Origin of the sequence: Brevundimonas lutea (assembly GCF_003704105.1) — a bacterium.
Taxonomy (GTDB): Bacteria; Pseudomonadota; Alphaproteobacteria; order Caulobacterales; family Caulobacteraceae; genus Brevundimonas; species Brevundimonas lutea.
The window spans coordinates 532,070-558,233 of sequence record NZ_QUOQ01000002.1 but is presented as its reverse complement, the minus strand read 5'-3'; the positions used below and the strand labels follow the sequence as shown (position 1 = coordinate 558,233).

The window sequence follows — 26,164 nt, the reverse complement described above, 5'->3', positions numbered from 1 at the left end:
CCCTTCCAGGGGGAAGGGAGAAGGCAGCCGTCTGTCGCGACCACGCCGCTTGTCATCTAGGCGGCCGCATAGCCCGAGGCGCCGGCCACGCCCGACTGCGGCGCGGGAATGGACGTCCCCTCGTCGGCGTATTCGTTCAGCTTGTTGCGCAGGGTGCGGATGGAGATGCCCAGGATGTTGGCGGCGTGGGTGCGGTTGCCCAGACAGTGGTTCAGCGTGTCGAGGATCAGGGTCTTCTCCATCTGCGCCACGGTCTGACCGACATAGGCGCGCGACACCGCGTCCGCCGTCTGGGCCGCCCGGGCGGCCGGCCCGGCGTCCACGCTGCCGTGAGTCGCCGCCGGCGCCGAGACGCCTCCGCCTCCCAGGCTCAGCGGGCTGCCGTCCGGCAGGCGGATGGCCTCCAGATCGATCTCCGCCCCAGTCGCCAGCAGCACCGCGCGGTGCATGGCGTTCTCCAGTTCACGGACATTCCCCGCCCAGCGATGGCCGACCAGGGCGCGCTTGGCTTCCGCCGAGATCGCGCGCGGCGCCACGCCGTTGGCGGCGGCGTATTTCTTGACGAAGTGATCGGCCAGCACGGCGATGTCGCCCGGCCGCTCGCGCAGGGCCGGCAGACGCAGGTTCACCACGTTCAGCCGGTACAGCAGATCCTCGCGGAAGGTCCCCTCCGCCACCGCCTTGGCCAGGTCGCGGTTGGAGGTGGCGATGATGCGGATGTCGACCTTGACCGGGGCCGAGCCGCCGACCCGGTCGATGACCCGCTCCTGGATGGCGCGCAGCAGCTTGGCCTGCAGCCGGGCGTCCATTTCCGAGATTTCGTCCAGCAGCAGGGTGCCGCCGTCGGCCTCCTCGAACTTGCCGATGCGCCGCGCCACCGCGCCGGTGAAGGCGCCCTTCTCGTGCCCGAACAGCTCGGATTCCAGCAGGTTGTCGGGAATGGCCGCGCAGTTGACGCTGATGAAGGCCTTGGAAGCCCGGCGCGATCCCTGGTGCAGATGCCGCGCCATCACCTCCTTGCCGACGCCGCTTTCACCGGTGATCAGGATCGAAGCCTCGGACTTGGCCACCTGGTCGGCCAGCTTGATCACCGCCGCCATCGAGGGGTCGGCCGAGACCATCGGCCGCTCGTCGTCGGCCACCGCCGCCAGCACCGCCGCGATCAGGTCTGCCTCGGGCGGCAGGGGGATGAACTCCTTGGCCCCGGCGCGGATGGCGTCGGCGGCCTCCTGGGCGTTGGCGTCGACGCCGCAGGCCACCACCGGCACGTGGATGCGCTCGGCCTCGTTGGCCGAAATCAGGGCGGCGATGTCGACGCGATAGTCGACCATCAGCAGGTCGGCCCCCTGCCCCCGGCGCAGCTGCTCGGTGGCCTGGTCTCCACGCTCGACGTGGCTGACCTTGGCGCCGTGCGTCATGGCCATCTTCACCGCCGTGGCGAGTTGTCCGGACAGGCGTCCCACGACCAACAGGCGCATCGCTCTTCTCCCCTAAATCCTACGTGCGGTCGCCGATCAGGCGCCCGTGTCCTCGGTCTTGATGATTTCGGTCATGGTCACGCCCAGCCGATCCTCGACCAGCACCACCTCGCCGCGCGCGACCAGACGGTTGTTGACAAAGATGTCGATGGCCTCGCCGACCTTGCGGTCCAGCTCCAGCACGCTGCCGCTGTCCAGCTTGAGCAGCTGGGCCACAGTCATATGCGCCTTGCCCAGCACCGCCGAGATGTTGACCGGCACGTCAAAGACCGTGGCCAGGTCGTGGGCGGTCTTCTCCAACGCGCCGTCCTCGGGCGCGGCCAGGGCCGTGCCGGGCTGGAACTCCTCCAGGGCGAGGTCTTCGGCCATGTCAGTCAGTCCTCTTCAGGGGTTCGCCGTGCCCGTTTTCGGCGGCCAGGGCGGCGGCCAGCGCCTCATTGACGCGTCCGGCAACGGCCTCGGGATCGAATTCGGCGCGGCCGTCGGGCCACTCCAGGATGAAGGCGGCGGTCGCCATGCCCGGCTCGTCGCGGAACACCACCTGACCGCCAACCCCGGCCTGATCGCAAGCGGCCTCGATCTGGGAGCGGGCGTCCTCGTCCAGTCCGGCGGTGCGGATCACCAGCCGGGGCGCGCCGCCGATCTCCTGGGCCAGGGCCTCGATGGCGGTCGACAGCGGCGCCTCGGGGCAGCGCTCCAGCGCCCCGCCGGCCATGGTCCGCGCCGCCGCCATGGCCAGGGCCGCCGAGTCCGCCCGGTGCGCCAGGGCCACCGCCGTCAGGGTCGCCGCCGCCTCGCAGGCCGCCCGGCCGATCTCGCCCAGCGCCATCGACCGCATACTCTCGGCCTCGGCCAGGGCCTCCGCGCGCGCCTCCGCCCGCGCCTGGGCCACCAGGGCGTCCACCTCGGCCGCCAGGTAGGTGCGCTTGACCGGCCGGATCGGGGCGCCGGACGCCACCACACGCCCGGTGGCGTCGAACTCGGTGTCGAAGGCGAAGGGACGGGCCTTTTCTGGAGACAGGGTCATGTCAGTAGATCAGCTCGTCGTCGGCGCCCTGGCCGGCCAGCATGATCTCGCCCTTGGCCGCCAGATCCTTGGCCACCTGCACCATGGTCGTCTGGGCCCCGTCGACGTCCTTCAGACGCACCGGCCCCATGGCCTCCATGTCCTCGCGCATGATCTTCGACGCCCGCTCCGACATGTTGGAGAAGAACATTTCGCGCAAGGATTCCGACGCCCCCTTCATGGCCAGGGCCAACTGATCCTTCTCCACCGCCCTGAGCAGGGTCTGGACCCCGCCGGGGTCCAGTTTCGACAGATCCTCGAACACGAACATCAGCGCCCGGATGCGCTCAGCCGCCTCGCGGTTGCGCTCTTCCAGCGCCCCGATGAACCGCGCCTCGGTCTGGCGGTCGAAGGCGTTGAAGATGTCGGCCATCATCTCGTGGCTGTCGCGCTTGGAGGTTCGCGCCAGGTTCGACATGAACTCGGTGCGCAGGGTCTGTTCGATCTTGTCCAGAATCTCGCGCTGAACCGGCTCCATGCGCAGCATCCGCTGCACGCATTCCAGGGCGAAGTCCTCGGGCAGCGCGGTCAGAACCCGCGATGCATGCTCCGGCTTGATCTTGGACAGCACCACCGCGACCGTCTGCGGATATTCGTTCTTCAGATAGTTGGCGAGGACGGCCTCGTTCACATTGGCCAGCTTGTCCCACATGGTCCGGCCGGCCGGCCCGCGAATTTCCTCCATCAGGCCTTCGACCCGGTCCTGGGGCATGAAGGAGGCCAAGAGCTTCTGGGTCTGCTCGTAGCTGCCCATGACGGCGCCCGATCCGCTCATTCCGGCCACGAACTCGACCAGCAGCTCCTCGACCACCTGGGCGTTGACGGTGCCCAGCCCGGCCATGGCCTGGGAGATTTCTTTGATCTCGTCCTCGTGGAGCGACTCCCACAGCTTGGTGTGGTCCGCTCCCAGCGCCAGCAGGATGACGGCCGCCTTCTCGGGCCCCGTCAGCTTCCTGGCGTCCTCGACGACCGGCTTCTTGGTGACCAGACGCGCCGCCATCAGCCTTCATGCACCCAGTTGCGCAGGATGGTGGCCGACTCGTCGGGATGCTTCTCGACGAACTCGGCCACGCGCCGCACGGACGAGGCCTTCACCTCGCCTTCGAAATGCGCGTTGTTCAGCCGCTGCTCCATCTCCGACGGCGGGCCGGTCAGGAGAGGCGCGCCACCCGCGGTCGCGGCGGCCAGCATCCCCGGCGCCCCGCCCGGTCCGCCCGCCGGCGAGGTGGCCAGGTGGGTCACCGGCATTCCGCCCTCGCCCCGCGCCGTCTTCAGCAGCGGCCGCACCACGAAGAAGATCAGCGCCAGTCCGGTCAGCACCAGGACCAGCAGCTCCACCCCCCGCATGATGTCGTTCTTGGTGAAGTCCATCAGCGACGATCCGCCGTCCTCGCCGACCGCCAGGCCGGTGTCGCGGTTGAAGCGGACGTTGGTGACGGTGATCTGGTCGCCGCGTTCGGCGTCGATGCCGGCGGCGGCGCGGACCAGCGCCTCGATCTGCTGGATTTCCTCAGCCGGACGCGCCGCATAGGTCGCCTCGGCCCCGTCGGCGCCGGGGGTCAGCACGCCGTCGACCGCGACGGCCACCGACAGCTTCTGGATCTGCCCCGGCTCACGCACCGTGGTCGTGGTGGTGTTGGAGATTTCGTAGTTGGTGATCTCGGCGTTGTCGCCCGAGGTCGAGCCGATCGGAATGGTGTTGGCCTGCTCGCCGCCCGGGATGTTGTTGGTCGCCGTCACCCCGCCGTCCATCTGGCCCGAGGTGTCCTGGCTGGTCGAATTGTTCATCGACGACGAGCGCACCACCTGACCGTCGGGGTCGAAACGCTGCTCCTGGGTGGTCTGGCGGCTGGTGTCGATGTCGGCGGCGACCGTCACCCGGGCGTTGCCCACGCCGACCACGCCCTCGACCAGTTCGCGGATGCGGGCGGTCATCTGGGCCTCGATCTCGACCTTCTTCTGGCCCGCCAGGCCCGAGGTGAAGCCCTCGTCGGCGCTGCCGGCGGCCAGGGTCCGGTTGGCCTGGTCGGTGACCGTCACCCGGTCGGGCTTCAGGTTCGGCACGGCCGAGGCGATGACGTTCCGGATCGCGCGGATCTGGTCGCCCGACAGCTCGCGCGCGCCCAGCCCCACCACCACCGCCGCGGTCGGCTCGGCCGACTGGGCCTGGAACAGTTCGCGGCGCGGCATGGTCACATGCACCCGCGCGGAATTGATGCCGCGCATGGTCAGGATAGTGCGCTCCAGCTCCCCCTGCAGGGCGCGCTGTTCGTTGAGGTTCTGCTGGAATTCGGTCTGGCCCAGCACAGACTGGTTGTCGAAAAGCTCGTAGCCGACCGAGCCGGTCGAGACGATGTCTCCCTGGGCCAGGATCATGCGGGCCCGGCCGACGTCGTCGCGGTGCACCATGATGGTCGAGCCGTCGCCCCGGCTCGCGTGTTTGATGCCCTGCTGGTCCAGCGCGGCGGTCACCTCGCCGGCCTCGCGCAGGTCGAGATTGGAATACAGCAACGCGTCCGGCTGTTGGCCGATGCGCAGCATGACCGCCACCAGCACGGCCGCAACGCCCGCCGCGACGCCCAGCACCGCAGCCAGCCGGCCGATGCCGAATCTTTGGATCGCCGCCGTGAAGCCGCCCACGCGTCCCGCCCCGTCAACGCGGGAACACACTCGAACGCCCGCTAGGCAGAAACTGCCGCCCGCGTGGTAAACGCCGCGTTAAGTCTGATGGAATGCGGGCACATCGATCCCAATCCGTTCCCCACCAGCGGCTGGGCACCGGCCTGCCGCGCTGGCGCTAGATCACGTTCAGCGGCATCTTCAGGAACCGGCGGCCGTCCGCTTCCGGCGGCGGCATCGCGCCCGCTCTGATGTTGATCTGGAGCGAGGGAAGGATCAGCTGCGGCGCCTTCAAGGTGGCGTCACGGGCCTCGCGCATGGCCACGAACGCGTCTTCGGACACGCCGCCGCCGACGTGAATGTTATGGGCGCGCTGGTCGCCGATGGTCGTCTCAAATCGGAAATCGGCGCGTCCGGCGGGCAGGTAGTCGTGCCCCACGAAGACCCGGGTCTCGTCCGGCAAGGCGAGCAACGTCTGGATCGAGCGATAAAGCGTCCGGGCGTCGCCGCCGGGGAAGTCGGCGCGGGCGGTGCCGTAGTCCGGCATGAACAGGGTGTCGCCGGTGAACAGGGCGTCGCCGATGCGATAGCTGACACAGGCCGGGGTGTGACCGGGCGTGTGTATCACCTCGACCGTCAGGTTTCCGAGCGGGAAGGTGTCGCCGTCGGCATGCAGCCGGTCGAACACAACGCCGTCGTGCGTCACGTCCTGCGCGTCGAACAGGGGGCCGAAGGTCGATTGGACCGCGGTGATCCGTTCGCCGATCCCGATGGGCACACCTTCGGTCATACGAAGGTGGTCGGCGGCGGTCAGGTGATCAGCATGGGCATGGGTTTCCAGCACCATGGTCAGGGTCAGGCCGGCCTCTTTCAACGCGCGCATCACAGCGTCGACCGAGCCGGTCGAGGTCCGCGCCGAGGCGGCCTCATAGTCCAGAACCGGATCGATGATCGCCGCCTGGCCCGTCTCAGGGTCGCTGACCAGGTAGGTGACGGTATGGGTCGCGGGGTCGAAGAAACCTCGGACGTCGGGATTTGCAGCCATGGGAGGAGCTCCTTTCGATCCCCCATATATTAGCCATTGCTTATTTAGCAAGTCCGCATATATTCCCGTCCATGACCGACCCCGACGCTCTTCCGCTCGAATTGTTTCAGGCCAGCGCCGGCCAGGCCGCGGGCCTGTTGCGGACGCTGTCCAACGAGAAACGCCTGATGGTGCTGTGCCAGCTGGGCGACCGCGAACTGTCGGTGGGCCAGCTGCTGCCCGCCGTCGGCCTGTCGCAGTCGGCTCTGTCGCAACATCTGGCGCGGCTGCGCGAGGAGGGGCTGGTCGCGACCCGCCGGGACGGCACGACCATCTTCTACCGCATCGCCGACCCCTCGGTGCTGAAGGTCATCGCCGTCCTGGCCGAGATCTTCTGCCCCCCGCTTTCACACGACAAGGACTGATCCCATGACGACCCTCATCCCCCTGAAGCCCGCCGACGTCGCCGAGCGCCTGAATGCGCGCCGGGCGATCCTGGTCGACATCCGCGAACCGGACGAGTTCGCCAGGGAGCATGTCGCCGGTTGCGTGCACGCGCCCCTGTCGCGGTTCGACGCCGCCACGCTGGATCACCAAGCCGGGCAAGAGGTGATCTACACCTGCCGGACCGGCAATCGCACCGGCGTGAACGGCGTGAAGCTGGCGTCCTGCGTGCCTGGCGAGGCTTTTGTGCTGGAGGGCGGCCTGGATGCCTGGAAGGCGCACGGCCTGCCGATCCAGGCGGATCGGTCCCAGCCCATCGAGCTGATGCGTCAGGTCCAGATGACGGCCGGCGGGCTGATCCTGATCGGCGCGGCCCTGGGTCTTCTGGTGCATCCCGCCTTCTGGGGACTGGCGGCGTTCGTCGGGGCGGGACTGTTTTTCGCGGGCGCCACGGGCTTCTGCGGCATGGCGCGTCTCCTGGCTGCGATGCCGTGGAACCGCAAGGCGCTCGGGGCCGCGTGACGCCGTGACGACCGAGATGATGCCCCTGTTGCTGGCGGCTCTCAGCGGCGGCGTCGTGGCCCTGCTGCTGACACTGTTCGGCGGCGGGGGATCGGTGCTGGCGGTGCCGCTGCTGCTCTATGTCGTCGGCGTGGTCGATCCCCATGTCGCCATTGGCGTGGCGGCGGCGGGCGTGGCGCTGAACGCCCTGACGGCCCTGGCCGGTCATGCGCGTGCCGGACGGGTGCGCTGGCCGTGTGCGACCCTGTTCGCGGTCACGGGCGCCGCCGGGGCCTGGGCCGGGTCATCACTGGCCAAGGCCATCGACGGGCGTCAGCTCCTGCTATTCTTCGCGATCGCCATGGCGGCTGTCGGCGTATCGATGCTGCGGCCCAGAACAGTGGTCGTTCGGCCGGAACCCCGACTGAGCTTGGCCATGTCGCCGCGTGTCGGCGCGGCGGGTGTCGGCGTGGGATCGGCCGCGGGCTTCTTCGGCATCGGCGGCGGTTTCCTGATCGTGCCGGGCCTTATGGCGTCCACGGGCATGAGCCTGGCCACCGCCCAGGCCACCTCGCTGCTGAGCGTTGCCGCCTTCGGGGCGACGACGGCCGGCAATTATGCGCTCTCCGGCTGGGTGGATGCGGGATTGGTCGGCGCGATGGCCGTCGGCGGGCTGATCGGGACCTTGGCGGGGCTGCCGCTGGCCAGACGCTTGGGATCGAATGCGGCGCTGGGCCGGACGCTGTTCGCCGGATTGATCCTGATCGTCGCGGCCTATGTCGCGCTTCGAGCAGCGACGGGAGCCTAGTCGCCGAGGTCCCCCACCGCATCACGTCCGCCGAAACCTTGGCCGTTCTCGCGCGCTGTTATCCGACCACAGCCCCTCATCCCCGGGTCCAGCATGTCCTCCATCCTCCGCCCTACCCCGGCCCAGCGCACGCGCCGGCTGATCGTCCTGGTCTGCGCCGTCTTCGCCGTGCTGGTTCCCGCCATCCAGGCGCTGGCCGGGCTGGGTCAGAGCCAGGCCGAATTCGCCGCCGCCGGCGACTCCACCCTGCGCATCGCCGGCTGGACCTTTTCGATCTGGAGCCTGATCTATCTCTGGATCCTGGCCTACGCCGTCTGGCAGGTGCTGCCCCAGACGGGCGAGAGCCCCCTGATCACCCGCATGGGCTGGCCGTCGGCCGCCGCCTTCGTGCTGATCGGCGCCTGGATCGTGGCCGCCGCCGCCGACGCTCAAGCCGCCACCGTGGTCATCATCGTCGCGGCCATGCTCAGCCTGGTCGCGCCTCTGTTCCTCAATGCGCGAGAGGTCCGCGCCACCCCGACGCGGGATCTGGATCGCTGGCTGCTGCTGTGGCCTCTCGGTCTGCTGGCCGGCTGGCTGACGGTCGCCACCGCCGCCAATATCCTCGGCGTCGCCACCGCCCTGAACGCCCTGCCCGCCGCCCTGTCGCCCACCGCCTGGGCCGTCGTCGCCGTGATCGTTGTCGTCGCCCTGGGCCTGATCGGCGCCTGGCGCCTGCGCCTGCTGGCCTATCCCCTGCCCATCGCCTGGGGCCTCATCGGCGCTTTCGCGGCCGAGCAGGATCGCAACCCCACCCTCGCCTTCACCGCCCTGGCCGCCGCCGTCCTCCTCCTCCTCGGCGCCGTCCTGATCGTCTTCCAGCTCCGCCGCGGGGTCGATCGCGTCGATTGACCCCACAATCCGGCCAGCGAGCCGCTCGGGGGCGGCTTGACATGATTACTTTGTCATGCAGAGTTATCAGGACGTGCAGGGGAGCAGCTCAATGACCGTCGAAGACCCGGCCGATCTCGCCTATCTCAAACGCATGGTCTTGGCGGGCCGTGGACGCGCCGCCCCGGCCCTGGTGCTGATGGCCGTGTTCGGCCTGGTGTACGGCGTGACCTTTCTGCTTAGTCATCTCCTTGTGGTCATCGGATGGGACCGGGTCGAGGCGTCGGGCTGGTGGCCGGTCTTGCAGACCATCTTCATAGCCAATCACATGATCTTCCTGGCCGCCCTGGTGTGGACCGGATGGCGCTATCTGCAGCCGGATCGACCCCGGGTAAGCCGCGCGGCTGGTGCGGTGTGGTCGGGCGCCTTCGCCGCCTTTGTCGCCGTCACCGTGGCCATTCTCCTGTTTTCGCGCGACGAACCCCCGTCCGACGAGATTTACGTCGCCTATTTCCACGGCCCCGTCCTGCTGGTGCTCTGGGGCATGGCTTGGTGGGCCACGGCCTTCCTGACAGAGCGCCGCTGGCTGCTGCTGGTTTCCGCTGGCAGCTTCGGCTTCGCCCTTGCCATCGCCTGGGTCGGCAACACCTGGCCCATGATGGCTTTGATCGGCGCCAGCCTGCTGCTGCTCGCCTTCCTGCCCGCCGTCATCCTGTTGCGCGAAGGCCGTGCGTGAGCGATCCGCGAGCGCTGTTCGCCCATCGCGTCCGGGCGGGGGTCGTCGCCTATCTGTGGGATCAGGGCGCGGCTGATTTCGCCACCCTGGCCGCCGCGCTGGAGGTGGCCAACAACCAGCTGTCCGGCCACCTGGACCGGCTGGAACAGGGCGGGGTGATCCAGAGGCGGCGCGGCTTCCTCGGCCGCAAGCCGCGCACCACGGTGGTTCTGACCACCGACGGACGCGCTGCCTGGCGGCGGCATCTGGACGGCTCGCCTTAAGACTTTCTTAACTATGACGGCAAAAGCTTGACCATAAGCGCCTGATTCTACGCATAATATTCTGCTGGTTTGGGAACCTGTCCACAGGATGTGGATTAACCATGAGACGACCGGCCTCAGAACGCGGCCCCCTCATCCCAAGCAGAGATCGCCATGTTCATCGCCATCGCCCGTCCGGCGGTGGAACCTCGTGACCCCGACGCCGTCGCCGTCCCTGGCTCCCCCGCCATTCCTGTCCTGTCCCCCCGCGCCCTGCATGCGCGGCTGCTCGACAACGCCGCCCAGAGGCGGCGGCGCGGGCTGGAACGGCTCGCCTGCGGCCGCCGCGACGACGCCGATTACTGGCTGGGGGCCGCCCCGGTCGCCGTGCGCCGGGCCTGTTCGCTCAGAGAAGAACGCAGCTTCGCCCCCCTGCCCTGAGCCCTCCTCAGGGCTTTAGCCGGGCCGCGTGGAAGGCGAGGTGGTCGTCGATGAAGCTGGCCATGAAGAAATAGCTGTGGTCGTAGCCGGGCTGCATCCTCAAGGTCAGTTTCTGCCCGGCCGCCCTGGCCGCCGCCTCCAGCAGCTCCGGCTTCAGCTGGTCGGCCAGGAAGGGGTCGGCGTCGCCCTGGTCGACCAGGATGTCGTCATAGACGCCCGCCGCCGCCCCGCCCTCGATCAGCAGGGCGGCGTCGTGCTCGGCCCAGGCAGCCCGGTCCTCGCCCAGATAGGCCGTAAAGGCCTTCTCGCCCCACGGGCAGCGGGCCGGTGAGGCGATCGGGGCGAAGGCCGAGACGCTCTGGAACAGCTCCGGATTACGTAGCGCCAGGGTCAGGGCTCCGTGCCCGCCCATGGAGTGGCCCATGATCGACCGCGCCTTGGTCGTTGGGAACTCGGCGTCGATCAGGTCGATCAGCTCGCGGGTGACATAGGTCTCCATCTGGAAGTGCGGCGCCCACGGCGCCTGGGTGGCGTCGACATAGAAGCCCGCCCCCTGGCCCAGGTCATAGGCCGGGTCGTCCGCGACCCCCTCTCCGCGCGGCGAGGTGTCGGGCGCCACCACGATCAGCCCCAGCTCGGCCGCCTTGCCATAGGCCCCGGCCTTGGTGGTGAAGTTGTCCTCGGTGCAGGTCAGGCCCGACAGCCAGATCACCACCGGAAACGGCCCCTCCCCCGGCGGCGTGAAGATCGACAGGGTCATCAGCGTGCCGGTCACGGCGCTGTCATGCTTCAGATAGCGCAGCGTTCCGCCGTGGACGGTGTGGGTTTTGGTGGTCTCAAAGGTCATGGGCCTGGGCTATCCCAGAGGGGTCGGCGGGGCAACGGCGGGCGGCCGCCGCGCGTTGGGCTGCGAACGGACGACGGAGCCCGCGCATGATCACCATCACCGCCCTGAAATGGGTTCCCGACTTCCCGCGCGGCCAGGTCCGCGACTACCGCGCCCGCTGGATCCTCAAGGAAGCCGGTTGGGACTACCGCGTGCGGCTGATGGGCGGTCGCGAGGACTCGGCGGGCTTCAAGGCGCGCCATCAACCGTTTGGTCAGGTGCCGGTCATGGAGGAGGACGGCCGCCCCACCCTGTTCGAAACCGGCGCCATCGTCTGGAGCGTCGCCGAGCGCGCCGGGGTGTTGATCCCTTCCGACCCGGCTCAGCGCGACCTGACCCACTGCTGGATGATCGCGGCCCTCAACTCGGTCGAGCCCTATGTGATGAACATCGCCGAGGCCCGCTATTTCATCGAAGACACCGAGGCCGCCAAACGCCGCGAGGGCGAGGCCATGCCGATGTTCGAGACGCGCATGGGAGAGTTGCAGGACACGCTGGGCGACCGTGACTGGCTGGTCAGCGATGGCTTCACCGTGGCCGATCTGATCATGGCCGGGGTGCTGCTGATCGCCGATCGGATGGAGCTGCTGGCCAAGTGGCCGGGCCTCCAGGCCTATGTCGATCGCGCCACGGATCGCCCCGCTTACCGTGAGGCCGTGGCCGAGCAGATCGCCGATTTCGAGGGCCATGGCCCCGAGGACATGGGCTGGGATCCCAAGGACTTCGAGGGCGCCGAGATCAAACGCTGACCCCTCAACCCGGCCGATGCAGGGCGCAGATCTTGTTGCCGGCGGGGTCCCGGAGGTAGGCCAGAACAAGCTTGCCGAAGGGGCCGTTGCGCTCGCCGGGCGGATCCTCGATGGCCGTTCCGCCGGCGGCGACGCCCGCGTCGTGGAAGGCCTGGACCATCTCCGGGGTCTTGGCGTGGAAGCCGATGGTGCCGCCATTGGCGTGGCAGGCGGGGTCGCCGTCGATCGGCTTGCCTATGGCGAAGGCCCCGCGTTCGGTCCGCCACCAGTAGCGGCCCCTGGGATCGGGCCCTTTCGCGGCGGGCAGGCCCAGCGCGCCCAGCGCGGCGTCGTAGAACCGGCGCGACGCCTCGATATCGTTGGCGCCGACGGTGACGTGCGTGAACATAGGTTTTCTCTCTCGTTCCTGCAGGTCTTAGCGAGACAAAGACAGCCACGTCCATCTGACTCCCATGGCGCGATTGCCGGCCTGCAGGGACTCCGCCTGGACAGCAAGCCGGACCGAGAGACCATTGCGGCTTGCCAAGGCAATGGTTTCGTCGGCGGTCGTTGCGAACACGGGCCGGGTCGCGGCGCCCGGGCCATGCCGCACCGAAAGGATGATCTGCCCGCCGTCGGCGACGAGGGCTGCCAGAGTCGCCATGGCGCGAGCACGCATCGTTTCATCCAGATGCTGCCAAACCGCCGAGAGGACGATAAGATCAAACTGCTCGTGCAAAGCGCGGACGACGTTCAGCTGCGGTAGCTGGTCGTCCAGCCAGCGGATCCGATCCCCCCGGATTCGTTCCCCGGCCTGAGGCAAGGCATCAACGGGCTCAACCGCCGTCGCCTCATGGCCCTGCTTGGCGAACCATCCCGCGACGTAGCCCGTGCCCGCGCCCACATCGAGCATCCGCCCCGCCGTCGTCGACAGCACAGCCGTCACCGGAGCCAGAAGCTGCGCCGGGTCGAAGCCTTCCATCCGGCCGATTTGGTCCGCCGACGCATCCGCATAGCCGCGAAGGACCGTCTCGAGCGCCATGGCCTCAGAACACGACGACCGACCGGATGCTCTCGCCCGCGTGCATCAGGTCGAACGCCTCGTTGATGCGCTCCAGCGGCAGGGTGTGGGTGATCATGGGGTCGATCTCGATCTTGCCGTCCATGTACCAGTCGACGATGCGCGGCGTGTCGGTGCGGCCGCGCGCGCCGCCGAAGGCCGAGCCCTTCCAGACCCGGCCGGTGACCAGCTGGAATGGACGGGTGGCGATCTCCTTGCCCGCCTCGGCCACGCCGATGACGATGCTTTCGCCCCAGCCGCGGTGGCAGGCCTCCAGCGCCTGACGCATCACCGTGGTGTTGCCGGTGCAGTCGAAGGTGTAGTCGGCCCCGCCGCCGGTCAGCTCGACCAGATGGGCGACGACGTCCGACACGTCCTTGGGATTGACGAAGTGGGTCATGCCGAAGCGGCGGCCCCACTCCTCCTTGTCGTTGTTGATGTCGACGCCGACGATCATGTCGGCCCCGACCATTTTCAGCCCCTGGATGACGTTCAGCCCGATGCCGCCCAGGCCGAACACGACGCAGTTGGCGCCCGGCTCGACCTTGGCGGTGTTAACCACCGCGCCCACGCCCGTGGTCACGCCGCAACCGACGTAGCAGGCCTTGTCGAAGGGTGCGTCGGGCCGGATCTTGGCCACCGCGATCTCGGGCAGGACGGTGTAGTTCGAGAAGGTCGAACAGCCCATGTAGTGGGCGATGGCCTGGCCCTTGTAGCTGAAGCGGCTGGTGCCGTCGGGCATAAGGCCCTTGCCCTGGGTGGCGCGGATGGCGGTGCACAGGTTGGTCTTGCGGCTGAGGCATGACTTACACTGGCGGCATTCGGGCGTGTACAGCGGAATGACGTGATCGCCGACGGCGACGCTGGTCACGCCCGGCCCGACCTCGACCACCACGCCGGCGCCCTCGTGGCCCAGGATCGAGGGGAAGATGCCCTCTGAATCGAGGCCGTCCAGGGTGTAGGCGTCGGTGTGGCAGATGCCGGTGGCCTTGATCTCGACCAGCACCTCGCCGGCCTTGGGACCCTCGAGGTCGACCTCGACGATCTCCAACGGCTTCTTGGCCTCAAAGGCGACGGCGGCGCGGGTTTTCATGGGCAGGCTCCTGGCTTCACGACAGCGCCCGAGGCGTCGCGCAGACGGAGCCCGGATTCAAGTGCGCGCGGCCCGACGATCGCCCAAATAAATTTGAGTCCAGGAGTCCAACTCGTCTGCAGATCGCGGAACGATACGCCGCGATATCAGCTGCTTGCGCCATCTCCGCCCAAACATGGGCGTTGGACTCCGCCTGGATCGGGGTCCACAGCGTCTGCCGCCGGCCTGTTCTGAGCCCCATGGTCATTAGCCCATCATGGCGCACATCCAGTGGGGGTCGGCGATTGTGACGCTGGCCCCGCCCTACGCCTTGCGGGGCGAGGCCGTCAGCCTCGAAATGGGGGAACAGGCGAGGTGCGGGAGACGACGGCGCGCCGCCTCCCGCAACGGCCCTACCAGCGGCCGGCCGGACGCAGCGAGCTGACCTTGTCGTTGAAGTTGGTGCGGTCGAGGTCACCGAGATTGCCCGGGAAGACGCGGCAGTCGCCCCGGAAATAGGCGTCGGTGCACAGCTCCCACGAGCCCGAACCCCGGATCGAGCTGATCCGGTCGTTCAGGCCCGAGTTGTCGAGGTTCGGCACGGCGCCACGCAGGGTGATCGACCGGCCGCGATAGCCGCGGTCCTCATAGACGGTGATCGAGTCGGAGCCGCCACCCCAGTTCGACCCCGAATTCCAGCCGCCGCCGTAGCCCGATCCATAACCGTAGTCGGAGCCATAGCCGTAGCCGCTCCCGTAGCCGCCCCCGTAGCTGTAGTTGCCGCCATACCGATCGTCGCGGTCATAGCGATCGTCCCAGCGGTCATCGCGGTCGTAGCGGTCCCCGTAGCGATCGTCGTACCGGTCATAGCGGTTGTCGCCGTACCCGCCGCTGCTGTAGCTGCTGTAGCTGCTGGAGCTGCTGCGCACGGTGGTCCAGCGCCATTCTCCGCGGGCGTCGCGGCAGTAGCCCTGCCAGGCGCCATCGCGGTAATCCAGGTCCCTGCAGCGCGAGGCCAGGTCGCCCGGCGGGATCGGCTGGGCGCCCGCGGGGGTGGGGGTCGAGACGGCGGCGGCGGCCAGGCCCAGGCCCGCCGCCAGTCCCGCCACGGTCAGCATTCGGGATGCGGTCATGATCGGTTTCTCCATCTGGTGACACGCGAACGCGCCAGAGGAGACCGAGGTTCACCCAGAACGGATGAACCTCGGCTGATCGCGGCCTTCGGACCTACCAGCCCCAGCCGTCGCGAACGGGCCTGAGGGAGGAGATCTGATCGTTCATCAGCTGGCTGGCCAGGTTGGAGACCGAGCCGTCGAAGGTCTGGCAACGGCCGCCGAAATTGGCGTCGGTGCAGGCTTCCCAGCGCCCCTCCATCCGCATGGAGCTGATCTGGTCGTTCAGGCCGACGGCCGAGAGGTTGGGCTGTTCGCCGCGCAGGTCCGACGACGAGCCCATGTAGTTGGCGTCGCGATAGACGGTGATGCGCGGCCCCCGGTCACCTCCACCCCAGCCGCCGCCGGGCCGGTCCGGTCGCCATCCTCCGCCGCCGCCTTGGGCGGGTCGCATGGAGGAGATGCGGTCGTTGAGGCCGTAGTCAGACAGGTTGCGGATGTCGCCTTCCAGGATCTGGCACGAGCCGCCGAAACGGGCGTCGGCGCAAACCTCCCAGCGGCCGCGCAGCCGCATCGAGCTGATCTGGTCGTTGAAGCCGGTGGCGACGAGGTTCTGCTGCTCGCCGTCGAACCGGGTCTCGGCGCCCGTATAGTTGGCGTCGCGATAGACGGTCGCCGAGCCGCCGCCGCCCCAGCCGCCGCCGGGGCGATCCGGCCGGCCGGGCCGGTCCGGGCGGTCGGGTCGGCCGGAGACGGGACGCAAGGAGGACACACGGTCGTTCAGCGCCCAGTCCGAGAGATTGCGGACCGCGCCGTCCAGGGTTTCGCAACGCCCGCCGAAGTTGGCGTTCTCACAGACCTCCCAGCGACCCTCGAGACGCAGCGAACTGGCCTGATCGTTGAAACCGGACGACGACAGATTGGCCGTGGCGCCCGTCACGGACTGGCTGCGGCCCTGAAAGTTGGAGTCCCAGTAGAGGGTCGCGGTCTGGGCCTGGACGGCGCCGGCGGCGAGGCCGAGCGCGGCCAGCGCCGTGGCGGCGACAAGACTGCGGGTGGTGAAGGTCCTCATGATACGCCCTCCCCGGCGTGCGGTGATCATCGAACGACATCATGCCGAAGCTGAACCGGAGCTGTATAGGGCCGACGTCGTCTATCTGGGCGTTTTCATTCCCGCCGAATGGGCCTATAGGCGAAGGATCAGCGCCCGGCCGAAAGGTCGGGCGCCGTCGTATCCGGAACCCGGCGCGGGCCCCGCGCCTTGCGGTTCCAAAGACACCGAAGGACGGGACGAAGACGCCCATGACCAATATCCTGATGCCCAAGGCCACCGCCGTCTGGCTGGTCGACAACACCTCGCTGAGCTTCGAACAGATCGCCGACTTCTGCGGTCTGCACCCTCTGGAAGTGCGCGGCATCGCCGACGGCGACGTGGCCCGCGACATTCGCGGCGTCGATCCGGTGACCGGCGGCCAGCTGACCCGTGAGGAACTGGATAAGGCCCAGGCCGACGAGAATTACCGCATGGTCGCGGTGGTCAGCCGCCACGCCGACCTGCTGACCAAGCCCAAGAGCGGGCCGAAATACACGCCGGTGTCGCGCCGCCAGGACCGGCCGGACGCCATCGCCTGGTTCGTGCGCAACCACCCCGAGGTGACCGACGCCCAGATCGCCAAGATGCTGGGGACGACGAAGGCGACCATCGAGAGCGTGCGCAATCGCACCCACTGGAATTCGCAGAACATCAAACCGGTCGATCCGGTGACCCTGGGCCTGACGGGTCAGGTCGAGCTGGACGAACTCGTGCGGAAGGCCGCCGAGAAGAAAGCCCGGGACGACGCCAAGAAGGGCGGACCGGCTCTGCAGCCGGTCGAGCCGGAGGCTGCGCCGGAGCCGGAGCCCGAACCGGAGGCCAAGGGTCCGGAGCCGACCGCCGAATCCGTATTCGGACGCGAGTGATACCCTGGCTGTCCGATCGCCGCGTGGTGGTCGGGCGGAGGGGGTGGGTTTGAGCCGGCTGGTCATACTGACCGGCTCAGGCGTCTCCGCCGAGAGCGGCGTGCCGACGTTTCGGGCGGCGGACGGGCTGTGGCTGGGACACAGGGTCGAGGACGTGGCGACGCCCGAGGCCTTCGCCCGCGATCCGGCCCTGGTGCAGGACTTCTACAACCGGAGACGCCGCCAATTGGCGGAGGTCCAGCCCAATGCGGCGCACCGGGCGCTGGCCCGGCTGGCGGCGGAGTGGCGAAGCGATTGCCTGCTGGTCACGCAGAATGTCGATGATCTGCATGAGCGGGCGCAGGCCGGGACGTCGCCGGGGTCGGGGTTTCGGCTGATCCAAATGCATGGCGAACTGCTGAAGGCCGTGTGCACCGCCAGCGGCAGGGTGTGTGAGTGGCGGGACGATCTACAGGCGCGCCACCCCTCCCCTCACGCAGCGGATGGGCTGCTGAGGCCGCACATCGTCTGGTTCGGGGAATTGCCGCTGGAGATGGACACGATCGAGGCCGCGCTGGGGCGCTGCGACCTGTTCGTGTCCATCGGCACCTCGGGCGCCGTCTGGCCGGCGGTCGGATTCGTGCAGCAGGCGCGCCGGGCCGGAGCGCGGACGGTCGAACTGAATCTGGAGCCCAGCCTGAATCAAGAGATGTTCGACGAAGGCCGTTACGGCCTGGCCAGCCAGATCGTCCCGGCCTTCGTCGATGAGCTGCTGGCCGACCGCTAGATCGTGTCGACCAGCACCACCTCGGCGTCCGACAGCGCCTTGACGGTCACTGTGCCTTCCTCGGCGATGGCCGCGCCGTCGCGGGGGCCGACGCGGACGCCGTTGACCTCGATCTCGCCGACAGCCGGGACGAGATAGCCCTTGCGATCGGCGCCCAGCGGATAGATCGCCGTCTCGCCGGCCTTCAGGGTCGCGGCCGCCACCTTGCCGTCGGTGCGGATGGTCAGGGCGTCGTCATCGGCAGTGTCGCCCGAGGCCATGACCACGAACCGTCCGGCCCGATCGCCCTTGGGAAAGGGCTTCTGACCCCAGCTGGGCGCCTCGCCGGTTTTGGTCGGCAGGATCCAGATCTGGAACAGGGTCGTGGTCTCGTCTTCCAGATTGTATTCGGCGTGGCGGATGCCGGTGCCGGCGCTCATCACCTGAACGTCGCCGGCCGGAGTCCGGCCCTTGTTGCCCAGGCTGTCCTCGTGAGTGATGGCGCCGGAGCGGACATAGGTGATGATCTCCATGTCGGCGTGCGGGTGTGGCGGAAACCCCGTTTTCGGGCCGATCTCGTCGTCGTTCCACACGCGCAGAGCGCCCCAGTGCATGCGCGCGGGGTCGTGGTAGCCCGCGAACGAGAAGTGGTGCTTGGCCTTCAGCCAGCCGTGGTCGGCCCCGCCCAGGCCGTCGAAGGGTCGAACCTCGATCATCTGTCGTCTCCCGATTGGACGCCGGGGTGAACCGGCCTTTGCGTCCATATAGGTAACAGTTCCGGTGGCGAAAAGGGCGCCCGCCGTGCCTGGCGCCCCGGGCAAACGAAAAAGGCCCCCGGATCGCTCCGGGGGCCTTGGTCGTCGGATCGGTCAGAGCGCCTTAGCGGGCGGCCTGGAAGGTTTCGACCTGGGCGCTGACGCGGGCGTTCAGCGGCTGCAGGCTGTCCTTCATCGAGGTGGTGAAGGTTTCGGTCATGCGGGTCATTTCCGCGATGTAGGTTTCCATCGCCGATTTGGCGAAGTTGGTCTGCAGTTCGATGGCTTCCTGGACCGAGCGGGCCTGGGCGATCGACTGGGCGGCCGAGACGCTCTCTTCCCAGCTCTTCTTGGAGTAGGCCATGGCCTGCTGGCCGAGGGCCTCGGCGCCGCGCTGAGCGGCCGTGGTCGCTTCGACCATGGCTTCCAGGTTCTTCTTGCCCTGGGCGTTCAGCTCGGACAGGCCGGCGACCGAGCGCTCGACGCCGTCACGGAACACCTTGGTCCCGGCGGCCTGGGCGGTTTCGGCCTGGGCCTGAACTTTTTCCGACTGCGCCTTGGCGGCGGCGGTGGCTTGGTCGATGGTCTTCTTCACGGTTTCGGTGGCGTCAGCCATGATCATAACTCCTGATGAGATAGAGCGGGCATTGCCGCGTGTTTCTTGGCCGGGATTTGTTCGGCGATGACGGGCATATGGTGCAAGTGCGAAGAGTCGTCAAGGGGTTTTGTGCAGCGCACAATATTATCAGCGATCACTCTTCACAATCTCGTTGAGGGCTTGTTAACCAGCCCGCAACCGGCGATCCCCATGGTGTGGGGTCTGGCGCGCGGCTCGGGGGCTGAAGTCGCGCAAGAATTTGGTATCAGAGGGTCGGCCACATGATCGCATTCGCCCGTCGCGGCCTCGTCCTGCTCATGGCGCTGGGCGTCATGATGGCGCTTCCCACGCCGGGCGCGCCGCCGCCGGTGGCTCAGGCCGACAACTTGAAATACGCGGCCATCGTGATCGACGCCGAGAGCGGCGAAGTGCTGTTCGCCCGCCACGCGACCGCGCCGCGCTATCCGGCCTCGATCACCAAGGTGATGACCCTGTATCTGGTGTTCGACGCCCTGGAGCAGGGCAAGATCAAGCTGGACGACCGGATCATCGTCTCAGCCCGCGCCGCCAGCCAGCCGCCGTCCAAGCTTGGCCTCGCAGCCGGTCAGTCGATTACGGTCGATGACGCGATTCGATCATTGGCGGTGCGCTCGGCCAACGACATGGCGGTGGCCCTGGCCGAGCACGTGGCGGGGTCCGAGGCGCGCTTCACCTCGCTGATGACGCTGAAGGCCCAGGACCTGGGCATGACCGACAGCCGCTTCGTCACCGCCAACGGTCTGCCGGACAGCCGTCAGCTGTCGAGCGCCCGCGACCTGGCCATGCTGAGCCGCGCCGTGATGCGCGATTTTCCTCAGTATTATCATTATTTTGGCCAGCAACACTGGTACTTCAACGGTCGCCAGTACAACAACACCAACGGTCTGCTGCATCAGGGCCGGGGCGTGGATGGGATCAAGACCGGCTACACCAATGCGTCGGGCTATAACCTGGCCGCCTCGTCGGTGCGCGACGGGCGGCGGCTGATCACCGTGGTGCTGGGCGGACGGTCCAGCGCGACCCGCAACGCTCATGTGGCCGAACTGATGAGCACCGGGTTCGAGGTCGAGCGGCTGCGCGCCCAGGGCCAACTGATCCCGGTGGCTCAGACCTTCTTCGAACAGCGCGGCTACGGCATCTCCAGCGAGTCGTCGTCGGTCCAGTACGCCTCGATCACCAGCGTGGCGCCGCCGACCGAGGGAACCGGCTCCGACAGCGAACCCAATGTGGTGGAGTACGCCAGCCTGCCCTCACCCGCCCCGACCCCGGCTCCGACCATGGTTCAGGCCAGCCCGGCCCAGCCCTATGCGGCGACGGCCTCAACCGCCTCGCTGAACCGCGGCAATGCCCTCAATGGCGACACCTTGACCTCTCTGCTGAACGGCGGCGAGGCCCGCGCGGCCGAGCGTCGTCCCACCCGGGCCGCCGCCGCGACGGCGGCGGGTGGTCGCTGGTCGGTGCAGGTCGGCGCCTTCAAGGACGAAGCCGTGGCGCGGAACTGGCTGACGGAGGTGGCGCGCCGCTTCCGGGGCCACTTCGAGACGGCCGAATCGCGGGTTCAGACGGCGTCGGGCTGGTACCGCTCGCGTTTCACCGGGCTCAGCGAGGACGCCGCCCGTGCGGCCTGCGGCGCTCTGGCCGAGCGGCGGGTGACCTGCATGGTGATCCAGCCGGACTGACGCAGAGACACACGGCGTGATCGACCCGAGCGCCGCCGCGCCTTGATGCGGCCATGCCGCCACATATGTTGCGGCGCACAATGACAAGCGCCGTTCCCTGCCTCGATGACCGCCTCGCCGTTCCCGCGCGGTCACCCGCCCAGATCGCTCTGGTCCTGATCGCCCTGGGCATGGGCGGGTTCGCTATCGGCATGGCCGAGTTCGCGGCCATGAGCATCCTGCCGCAATTTCAGGCGGGGCTGGGGCTGAACGCCGCCCAGGCGGGCCATGTGATCAGCGCCTATGCCGCCGGCGTGGTGGTCGGCGCGCCGATCCTGGCGGTCATGGGGGCGCGGGCCCCGCGCTGGCTGCTGCTGATCGGCTTCATGGCCCTTTTCGCCGTCGGCAATGTCCTCAGCGCCCTGGCGCCCACCTATGAGTGGATGCTGGCCTTCAGGTTTCTGTCCGGGGTGCCCCATGGGGCCTATTTCGGGGTGGCGGCCCTGGTCATCGCCGCGATCGTGCCCCTGGCCTGGCGCACACGAGCGGTGTCGACGACACTGCTCGGCCTGACCATCGCCACCGTCATCGGCGTGCCGATCGCCAGCGCCGCCAGCCAGGCCTTCGGCTGGCGCTGGACCTTCGCGGGGGTCGCCGTCGTGGCCATCCTGACCATGGCGCTGGTCTTCCTGTTTGCCCCGCGTGATGGCGGCAACCGCGCCGCCACGCCGATGCGCGAACTGACGGCGCTGAAACGCGGTCAGGTCTGGCTGACGCTCGGCGTCGGCGCCATCGGCTTCGGCGGGCTGTTCGCGGTCTATGCCTATCTGGCCTCGACCCTGGAGGCGGTGACCCAGGTAGGGCCGGGCGTGCTGCCCTGGGTCTTCGCCGTCTTCGGTCTCGGCATGGTGGTCGGCAATCTGGTGGCCGGCTGGGCCACGGACCGATTCGGCATGGCGGCGGCGGGTGGCCTGTTGCTGTGGAGCGCCGTCTCTCTCTCGCTCTACCCGGCCGCCAGCCAGAATCTCTGGTCGATCCTGATCGTGGTCTTCATGATCGGTGGCGGAGGCGGCCTGGGCTCGGTGCTCCAGACCCGGCTGATGGACGTGGCCGGCGAGGCCCAGACCCTGGCGGCGGCCCTCAACCACTCCGCCTTCAATGCCGCCAATGCGCTGGGGCCGTTCCTGGCGGGCCTCGCCCTGACCGCCGGCTGGGGCCTGGCCGCCACCGGCTGGGTCGGTGTGGCGCTCAGCGTCGGCGGACTGGTGATCTGGGCCGTGGCGGTGTTGGACGCGAGACGTCGGCGCTTCGCCACCGTCGATTGATCTGCTATGGTCGCGTCATGGCCGAAGTGACCAGCGACCTGATCTATGAGGTGCTGAAGAGCGTTCAGCGCGACGTGACCGCCACGCGCAACGATGTGGTTGATCTAAAGCATCAGATGAACGCCGTCCGCACGCACCTGACCGCCATCCAGCAGGATGTCGGGAATATCTACAATCGGCTCGGACATCTGGAAGACCGTGTCGACCGCATCGAAGTCCGCCTGGGACTGGTCGAACCCGCGCACTGACAGCCGCCGCGAACCCTGCTAAAGGCCCGCGCCATGAGCGCCGCCGTCATCGTCTTTCCCGGATCCAACTGCGATCGCGACTGCAAGGTCGCCGTCGAACGCTCCACCGGCGAGCGTGTCGAGATGGTCTGGCATGGCGACACCGAGTTGCCGTCAGGCCTGAACCTGATCGTCCTGCCGGGCGGCTTTTCCTATGGCGACTATCTGCGCTGCGGCGCCATGGCGGCCCAGTCGCCGATCATGCAGGCGGTGAAGGCGGCCGCTGACGACGGGGTGGCTGTCGTCGGAATCTGTAATGGCTTCCAGATCCTGTGCGAGGCCGGGATGCTGCCGGGCGCCCTGCTGAGGAACGCCGGTCTCAAATACGTCTGCAAGCCGATCAGCCTGACCGTCGCCAACGGCCAGACCCGCTTCACCGCCGGCTATCAGGGCCAGCGCGAGGTGGTGATGACCCAGGGCAACGGCGACGGAAACTTCTTCGCCGACGCCGAGACCCTGGCCCGGATCGAGGGCGAGGGCCAGGTGGTGTTCCGCTATGTCGACAATCCGAACGGTTCGGTTGCCGACATCGCCGGCATCCAGAACGCGCGCGGCAATGTCCTGGGCATGATGCCCCACCCCGACCGGGCCTTCGAGGCCGAACTCGGCTCGGCCGACGGCGCGACGCTGTTCCAGAGCGTGATGGCGGCGGCCTGAGTCGCTCCGAGAAATCTGGAAGCTGAAAGCAAAAACCCCGGCCGCGAGGACCGGGGTTTTCGTTTCAGATGGTGCCGCCGGGGGGAATCGAACCCACGACCTCAGCCTTACCAAGGATGCGCTCTACCACTGAGCTACGGCGGCCAAATCTGAGGAACCGGGCCTATAGCCAATGAGGTCGGCGGGGGAAACCCCAAATTCCCCGACTTGATCGAAAACCTTCCCGGCGCTCTGATCGCACGCATGAGCACCCGCGACGCATCGTACAAAACCGCCGCCGACAGAAAGGCGGACCGCCTGGCCCAGGCGCTGCGGGCCAATTTGCGCCGCCGCAAGGCGGCCGGGCAGGCGCCGAAGGAAAAGCCGCAGCCGGACGACGCCGCGCCCTTTTCCGACGGGGCCGAGCCGCGCTAGATAGCCGACCGCGCCGCTCCCTCATCCCCTTCCCAACCGGCGACGCGGCCGAAGGACGACATGGACCGTATCGCCATCCAAGGCGGCGCGCGGCTGAACGGCGAGATCCCGATCAGCGGCGCCAAGAATTCCGCCATCAAGCTGATGGCCGCGTCGCTGCTGACCGATCAGCCGCTGCGCCTGACCAATATGCCGCGCCTGGCCGACACCCGGTTTCTGGGCGAGCTGCTGCGCCGGCTGGGCGTGACGGTCGACGAGCGGGAGGGCGCGGACGGCTCCGAGACCCTGTTCAACGCGCGCGAGATCACCTCCACCTTCGCCCCCTATGAGCTGGTCCGTCAGATGCGGGCCTCGTTCAATGTGCTGGGGCCGCTGGTGGCGCGGACCGGTCATGCGCGGGTGTCCCTGCCTGGCGGCTGCACCATCGGGGCGCGGCCGGTCGATCTGCATCTGCATGCCCTGTCGGCCTTGGGCGCGGCGATCGAGCTGGAGGAGGGCTATGTCTCGGCCCAGGCGCCGAACGGCCTGCGCGGGGCGGAGATCACCTTCCCCTTCGTCTCGGTCGGCGCGACCGAGCATGCCCTGCTGGCCGCTGTTTTGGCCGAGGGCACGACGGTCCTCAACAACGCCGCCATGGAGCCGGAGATCGGCGACCTGGCCCGCTGCCTGACCGCCATGGGCGCGAAGATCGACGGGATAGACACCGCGACCCTGACCATCACCGGGGTGACCAGCCTGTCGGGCGCCGACTGGCCGGTGATCCCCGACCGGATCGAGGCCGGCACCTATGCTGTGGCCGGGGCCATGGCCGGCGGCGAGGTCACTCTGACCAGGGTGCGGCCGCAGCTGCTGACCGCCCTGACCGCCCGCCTGCGCGATGCGGGGGTCGAGGTGACCGAGGGCGAGAACAGCCTGACCGTCCGCCGCGACCCGTCGCAACGGCTCCAGGCCGTCAACATCACCACCGAGGTCTATCCCGGCTTCGCCACCGATCTGCAGGCCCAGTTCATGGCCCTGATGACGACCGCCGAAGGCCAGAGCGTCTTCTCCGAGACCATCTTCGAAAACCGCTTCATGCACGCGCCGGAGCTGAACCGGCTGGGCGCGGACATCACCGTGCACGGCTCGGAGGCGCGGGTGCAGGGGGTCGAGACCCTGATGGGCGCCGAGGTCATGGCCACCGATCTGCGCGCCTCGGTCAGTCTGGTCATCGCCGGACTGGCGGCCGAGGGTCAGACGACCATCAGCCGGGTCTATCACCTGGATCGCGGCTTCGAACGGCTTGAGGAGAAGCTGGGGAACTGCGGGGCGTCGGTGACGCGGATCGAGGGGCCGAGCGATGAGCCCTGATTCCGGCGCCGTCGATCCCACGCGGTCAGGTGGCGGCGAGATCCAGCCACTGCGGCTGCTGGCCGAGGACGAACTGGATCTGCAGATCATCTCCGCGGCGCTGCAGGACGCCCTGATGCTGCCCGGCGATATCCGCTGGGACCGCCAGGCCCGGACCCTCACCATCTCGATGGACCGCTTCTGCTGGGAGTGCGGCGGCACGCGAGTGCGGGCCGCGTTGCAGTTCGGCGATGTCCAGGCCGTGTCCAGCCGGGATCTGGAGCGTGAGTCGCCGCTGAAGCTGGAACTGCTAGCCATCGACTTCGCGGCGGGCGATCCGCCGGGCGGCGACGTGCTGATGATGTTCGCCGGCGGAGCCGATCTGCGCGCCCGGGTCGAGTGTCTCGACGCCGTCCTGGCCGACCTCGATCGTCCCTACAAGGCCAAGGCCGCACCGAAACATGCCGCCGACGACGCGGACGAAAACCAGCCGGAGCCGGCGTGACCGACGATCGCCTTGAGGCCGTCGAGATCGACCCGGCCAGCCTGCCGGCCGCCAATGATGAGATCATCCGCGATCGTCAGCGGGCCATCGCCGACCTGATCGCCGCCGGCGGCTTTCGCCCCGAGGGCGCCGAGGGCGGGCCGTTCGCCCTGCGTCTCTCTCTCCAGGACGCCAAGCTGGCGTTGCAGGTCACTGGGCCACACTACGAGCGCGGCCATCTGGTTTCCCTGACCCCGCTCAAGCCGGTGATCCGCGACTACCGGATGATCTGCGAAAGCTATCATGAGGCTCTTCGCGGCGCCTCGGCCAGCCGCATCGAATCCGTCGACATGGGCAGGCGGGGCCTGCACAACGAAGGCGCCGAGGCGGTCAAATCCCGGCTCGCAGGCAAGATCGCGCTGGAGCACGAGGCGGCCCGCAAGCTGTTCACCCTGCTGGTGGCCATCACCCGCAGGGCGTGACCGGCGGTTCCCAGCCTCGACTAGCCCCTGATTTTCGGGCATAGGGCCGCACCCTGTCGCTCGCGCCCCCGCCCGGCGCGCGCGACCGTTGTCGTTTCCACACGGGCGAGAGAAGGCTGCATGGCCAAGGAAGAACTGCTCGAGTTTCCCGGCACGGTCAGCGAATTGCTGCCGAACGCCACCTTTCGCGTGACGCTCGAGAACGACCACGAGATCATCGCCCACACCGCCGGCAAGCTGCGCAAGAACCGCATCCGCGTGCTGGCCGGCGACAAGGTCCTGGTCGAGATGACGCCCTATGACCTGACCAAGGGCCGCATCACCTACCGCTTCCGCTGAGGCGCG

Annotated in this window: 33 protein-coding genes and 1 tRNA gene; 19 read left to right on the top strand and 15 right to left on the bottom strand. The window is 68.4% G+C overall.

What is annotated here, in order from left to right; all coding sequences use genetic code 11:
• Nucleotides 1-56 precede the first annotated feature (56 nt).
• The 6 genes from flbD to EES48_RS02885 form a co-directional block, all read right to left on the bottom strand.
• The gene (flbD, locus tag EES48_RS02910) at nt 57-1,478 is read right to left on the bottom strand and encodes a sigma-54-dependent transcriptional regulator FlbD (RefSeq protein WP_122464857.1); all 1,422 of its coding nucleotides are present in this window, start codon (nt 1,476-1,478) and stop codon (nt 57-59) included.
• 36 nt (nt 1,479-1,514) lie between these two features.
• Nucleotides 1,515-1,847, bottom strand: coding sequence for a flagellar motor switch protein FliN (gene fliN / locus EES48_RS02905; RefSeq protein WP_122464856.1), 333 nt, complete (start codon nt 1,845-1,847; stop codon nt 1,515-1,517).
• A 1-nt stretch (nt 1,848) separates the two neighbouring features.
• The gene (locus tag EES48_RS14730) at nt 1,849-2,505 is read right to left on the bottom strand and encodes a FliH/SctL family protein (RefSeq protein ID WP_162997973.1); all 657 of its coding nucleotides are present in this window, start codon (nt 2,503-2,505) and stop codon (nt 1,849-1,851) included.
• 1 nt (nt 2,506) lies between these two features.
• A complete protein-coding gene (fliG, locus tag EES48_RS02895) occupies nt 2,507-3,544 on the bottom strand; it encodes a flagellar motor switch protein FliG (protein ID WP_122464855.1) in 1,038 nt (345 codons plus the stop codon).
• Nucleotides 3,544-5,184, bottom strand: coding sequence for a flagellar basal-body MS-ring/collar protein FliF (fliF, locus tag EES48_RS02890; RefSeq protein ID WP_122464854.1), 1,641 nt, complete (start codon nt 5,182-5,184; stop codon nt 3,544-3,546). Before fliF ends, fliG begins: the two co-directional genes overlap by 1 nt.
• A gap of 157 nt (nt 5,185-5,341) precedes the next feature.
• Nucleotides 5,342-6,208 carry an MBL fold metallo-hydrolase gene (locus tag EES48_RS02885; protein ID WP_122464853.1) on the bottom strand — a complete coding sequence of 289 codons (867 nt, stop codon included), beginning with the start codon at nt 6,206-6,208 and terminating at the stop codon, nt 5,342-5,344.
• Nucleotides 6,209-6,279: 71 nt separating this feature from the next.
• Between EES48_RS02885 and EES48_RS02880 the strand changes: the two genes are divergently transcribed.
• The 7 genes from EES48_RS02880 (at nt 6,280) to EES48_RS02855 (ending at nt 10,229) form a co-directional block, all read left to right on the top strand.
• On the top strand, nt 6,280-6,612 hold the full coding sequence (locus EES48_RS02880) for an ArsR/SmtB family transcription factor (RefSeq protein ID WP_122464852.1): 333 nt from the start codon (nt 6,280-6,282) through the stop codon (nt 6,610-6,612).
• 4 nt (nt 6,613-6,616) lie between these two features.
• Nucleotides 6,617-7,153: a rhodanese family protein gene (locus EES48_RS02875; protein ID WP_122464851.1), complete on the top strand. Its 537-nt coding sequence runs from the start codon at nt 6,617-6,619 to the stop codon at nt 7,151-7,153.
• Between the two features lie 4 nt (nt 7,154-7,157).
• On the top strand, nt 7,158-7,940 hold the full coding sequence (locus EES48_RS02870) for a TSUP family transporter (protein WP_122464850.1): 783 nt from the start codon (nt 7,158-7,160) through the stop codon (nt 7,938-7,940).
• A 93-nt stretch (nt 7,941-8,033) separates the two neighbouring features.
• The gene (locus EES48_RS02865) at nt 8,034-8,831 is read left to right on the top strand and encodes a hypothetical protein (RefSeq protein WP_122464849.1); all 798 of its coding nucleotides are present in this window, start codon (nt 8,034-8,036) and stop codon (nt 8,829-8,831) included.
• A gap of 91 nt (nt 8,832-8,922) precedes the next feature.
• Entirely contained in the window at nt 8,923-9,546 is a 624-nt protein-coding gene (locus tag EES48_RS14725) for a hypothetical protein (protein WP_162997972.1), read from the top strand.
• Entirely contained in the window at nt 9,543-9,809 is a 267-nt protein-coding gene (locus tag EES48_RS14720) for a transcriptional regulator (protein WP_162997971.1), read from the top strand. Before EES48_RS14725 ends, EES48_RS14720 begins: the two co-directional genes overlap by 4 nt.
• A 153-nt stretch (nt 9,810-9,962) precedes the next feature.
• Nucleotides 9,963-10,229: a hypothetical protein gene (locus tag EES48_RS02855; protein ID WP_122464848.1), complete on the top strand. Its 267-nt coding sequence runs from the start codon at nt 9,963-9,965 to the stop codon at nt 10,227-10,229.
• A gap of 7 nt (nt 10,230-10,236) precedes the next feature.
• On the opposite strand, the gene fghA is transcribed toward EES48_RS02855, so the two are convergent.
• Complete coding sequence (gene fghA, locus EES48_RS02850; RefSeq protein ID WP_122464847.1) at nt 10,237-11,076, bottom strand: S-formylglutathione hydrolase; 840 nt, start codon at nt 11,074-11,076, stop codon at nt 10,237-10,239.
• 86 nt (nt 11,077-11,162) lie between these two features.
• Here fghA and EES48_RS02845 point away from each other — a divergent pair, with 86 nt between their 5' ends.
• Nucleotides 11,163-11,864, top strand: a complete 702-nt coding sequence (locus EES48_RS02845; protein ID WP_122464846.1) for a glutathione S-transferase family protein — start codon at nt 11,163-11,165, stop codon at nt 11,862-11,864.
• 4 nt (nt 11,865-11,868) lie between these two features.
• Here EES48_RS02845 and EES48_RS02840 read toward each other — a convergent pair whose 3' ends face one another.
• The 5 genes from EES48_RS02840 to EES48_RS02820 all read right to left on the bottom strand — a co-directional run bounded on the left by EES48_RS02840 (nt 11,869) and on the right by EES48_RS02820 (nt 16,159).
• Nucleotides 11,869-12,252 carry a VOC family protein gene (locus EES48_RS02840; protein WP_122464845.1) on the bottom strand — a complete coding sequence of 128 codons (384 nt, stop codon included), beginning with the start codon at nt 12,250-12,252 and terminating at the stop codon, nt 11,869-11,871.
• 27 nt (nt 12,253-12,279) lie between these two features.
• Nucleotides 12,280-12,885, bottom strand: coding sequence for a class I SAM-dependent methyltransferase (locus EES48_RS02835; RefSeq protein ID WP_122464844.1), 606 nt, complete (start codon nt 12,883-12,885; stop codon nt 12,280-12,282).
• Nucleotides 12,886-12,889: 4 nt separating this feature from the next.
• Nucleotides 12,890-13,996, bottom strand: a complete 1,107-nt coding sequence (locus EES48_RS02830; RefSeq protein WP_122464843.1) for an S-(hydroxymethyl)glutathione dehydrogenase/class III alcohol dehydrogenase — start codon at nt 13,994-13,996, stop codon at nt 12,890-12,892.
• A gap of 392 nt (nt 13,997-14,388) precedes the next feature.
• Complete coding sequence (locus EES48_RS14975) at nt 14,389-15,108, bottom strand: beta/gamma crystallin-related protein (RefSeq protein ID WP_240623189.1); 720 nt, start codon at nt 15,106-15,108, stop codon at nt 14,389-14,391.
• A 94-nt stretch (nt 15,109-15,202) separates the two neighbouring features.
• Nucleotides 15,203-16,159: a beta/gamma crystallin-related protein gene (locus EES48_RS02820; RefSeq protein ID WP_162997970.1), complete on the bottom strand. Its 957-nt coding sequence runs from the start codon at nt 16,157-16,159 to the stop codon at nt 15,203-15,205.
• A gap of 230 nt (nt 16,160-16,389) precedes the next feature.
• Here EES48_RS02820 and EES48_RS02815 point away from each other — a divergent pair, with 230 nt between their 5' ends.
• Nucleotides 16,390-17,046, top strand: coding sequence for a DUF1013 domain-containing protein (locus tag EES48_RS02815; protein ID WP_122464840.1), 657 nt, complete (start codon nt 16,390-16,392; stop codon nt 17,044-17,046).
• Nucleotides 17,047-17,089: 43 nt separating this feature from the next.
• Nucleotides 17,090-17,812 (top strand): NAD-dependent deacylase, encoded by a 723-nt coding sequence (locus tag EES48_RS02810; RefSeq protein ID WP_122464839.1) that lies wholly within the window; start codon nt 17,090-17,092, stop codon nt 17,810-17,812.
• On the opposite strand, the gene EES48_RS02805 is transcribed toward EES48_RS02810, so the two are convergent.
• Nucleotides 17,809-18,507 carry a pirin family protein gene (locus EES48_RS02805; protein ID WP_122464838.1) on the bottom strand — a complete coding sequence of 233 codons (699 nt, stop codon included), beginning with the start codon at nt 18,505-18,507 and terminating at the stop codon, nt 17,809-17,811. The genes EES48_RS02810 and EES48_RS02805 overlap by 4 nt on opposite strands.
• Nucleotides 18,508-18,670: 163 nt before the next feature.
• Entirely contained in the window at nt 18,671-19,162 is a 492-nt protein-coding gene (locus tag EES48_RS02800; protein ID WP_122465107.1) for a phasin family protein, read from the bottom strand.
• Nucleotides 19,163-19,425: 263 nt separating this feature from the next.
• Between EES48_RS02800 and EES48_RS02795 the strand changes: the two genes are divergently transcribed.
• The 4 genes from EES48_RS02795 to purQ all read left to right on the top strand — a co-directional run bounded on the left by EES48_RS02795 (nt 19,426) and on the right by purQ (nt 23,110).
• On the top strand, nt 19,426-20,862 hold the full coding sequence (locus EES48_RS02795; RefSeq protein ID WP_122464837.1) for a D-alanyl-D-alanine carboxypeptidase: 1,437 nt from the start codon (nt 19,426-19,428) through the stop codon (nt 20,860-20,862).
• A gap of 80 nt (nt 20,863-20,942) precedes the next feature.
• Complete coding sequence (locus EES48_RS02790; RefSeq protein WP_122464836.1) at nt 20,943-22,166, top strand: MFS transporter; 1,224 nt, start codon at nt 20,943-20,945, stop codon at nt 22,164-22,166.
• 17 nt (nt 22,167-22,183) lie between these two features.
• Complete coding sequence (locus EES48_RS02785; protein ID WP_162997969.1) at nt 22,184-22,414, top strand: hypothetical protein; 231 nt, start codon at nt 22,184-22,186, stop codon at nt 22,412-22,414.
• A 33-nt stretch (nt 22,415-22,447) separates the two neighbouring features.
• On the top strand, nt 22,448-23,110 hold the full coding sequence (gene purQ / locus EES48_RS02780) for a phosphoribosylformylglycinamidine synthase subunit PurQ (protein WP_122464834.1): 663 nt from the start codon (nt 22,448-22,450) through the stop codon (nt 23,108-23,110).
• 69 nt (nt 23,111-23,179) lie between these two features.
• On the opposite strand, the gene EES48_RS02775 is transcribed toward purQ, so the two are convergent.
• Nucleotides 23,180-23,254, bottom strand: a tRNA-Thr gene (locus EES48_RS02775).
• A 99-nt stretch (nt 23,255-23,353) separates the two neighbouring features.
• On the opposite strand from EES48_RS02775, the gene EES48_RS02770 reads away from it, so the two are divergent.
• The 5 genes from EES48_RS02770 to infA all read left to right on the top strand — a co-directional run bounded on the left by EES48_RS02770 (nt 23,354) and on the right by infA (nt 26,158).
• A complete protein-coding gene (locus EES48_RS02770) occupies nt 23,354-23,524 on the top strand; it encodes a hypothetical protein (protein WP_162997968.1) in 171 nt (56 codons plus the stop codon).
• A gap of 60 nt (nt 23,525-23,584) precedes the next feature.
• Nucleotides 23,585-24,874 (top strand): UDP-N-acetylglucosamine 1-carboxyvinyltransferase, encoded by a 1,290-nt coding sequence (gene murA, locus EES48_RS02765; RefSeq protein WP_122464832.1) that lies wholly within the window; start codon nt 23,585-23,587, stop codon nt 24,872-24,874.
• Entirely contained in the window at nt 24,864-25,358 is a 495-nt protein-coding gene (locus EES48_RS02760; RefSeq protein ID WP_122464831.1) for a DUF2948 family protein, read from the top strand. The genes murA and EES48_RS02760 overlap by 11 nt, the downstream gene beginning before the upstream one ends.
• On the top strand, nt 25,355-25,819 hold the full coding sequence (locus tag EES48_RS02755) for a UPF0262 family protein (RefSeq protein WP_122464830.1): 465 nt from the start codon (nt 25,355-25,357) through the stop codon (nt 25,817-25,819). The genes EES48_RS02760 and EES48_RS02755 overlap by 4 nt, the downstream gene beginning before the upstream one ends.
• A 120-nt stretch (nt 25,820-25,939) precedes the next feature.
• A complete protein-coding gene (gene infA / locus EES48_RS02750; RefSeq protein WP_122464829.1) occupies nt 25,940-26,158 on the top strand; it encodes a translation initiation factor IF-1 in 219 nt (72 codons plus the stop codon).
• The last annotated feature ends 6 nt before the right edge of the window (nt 26,159-26,164 follow it).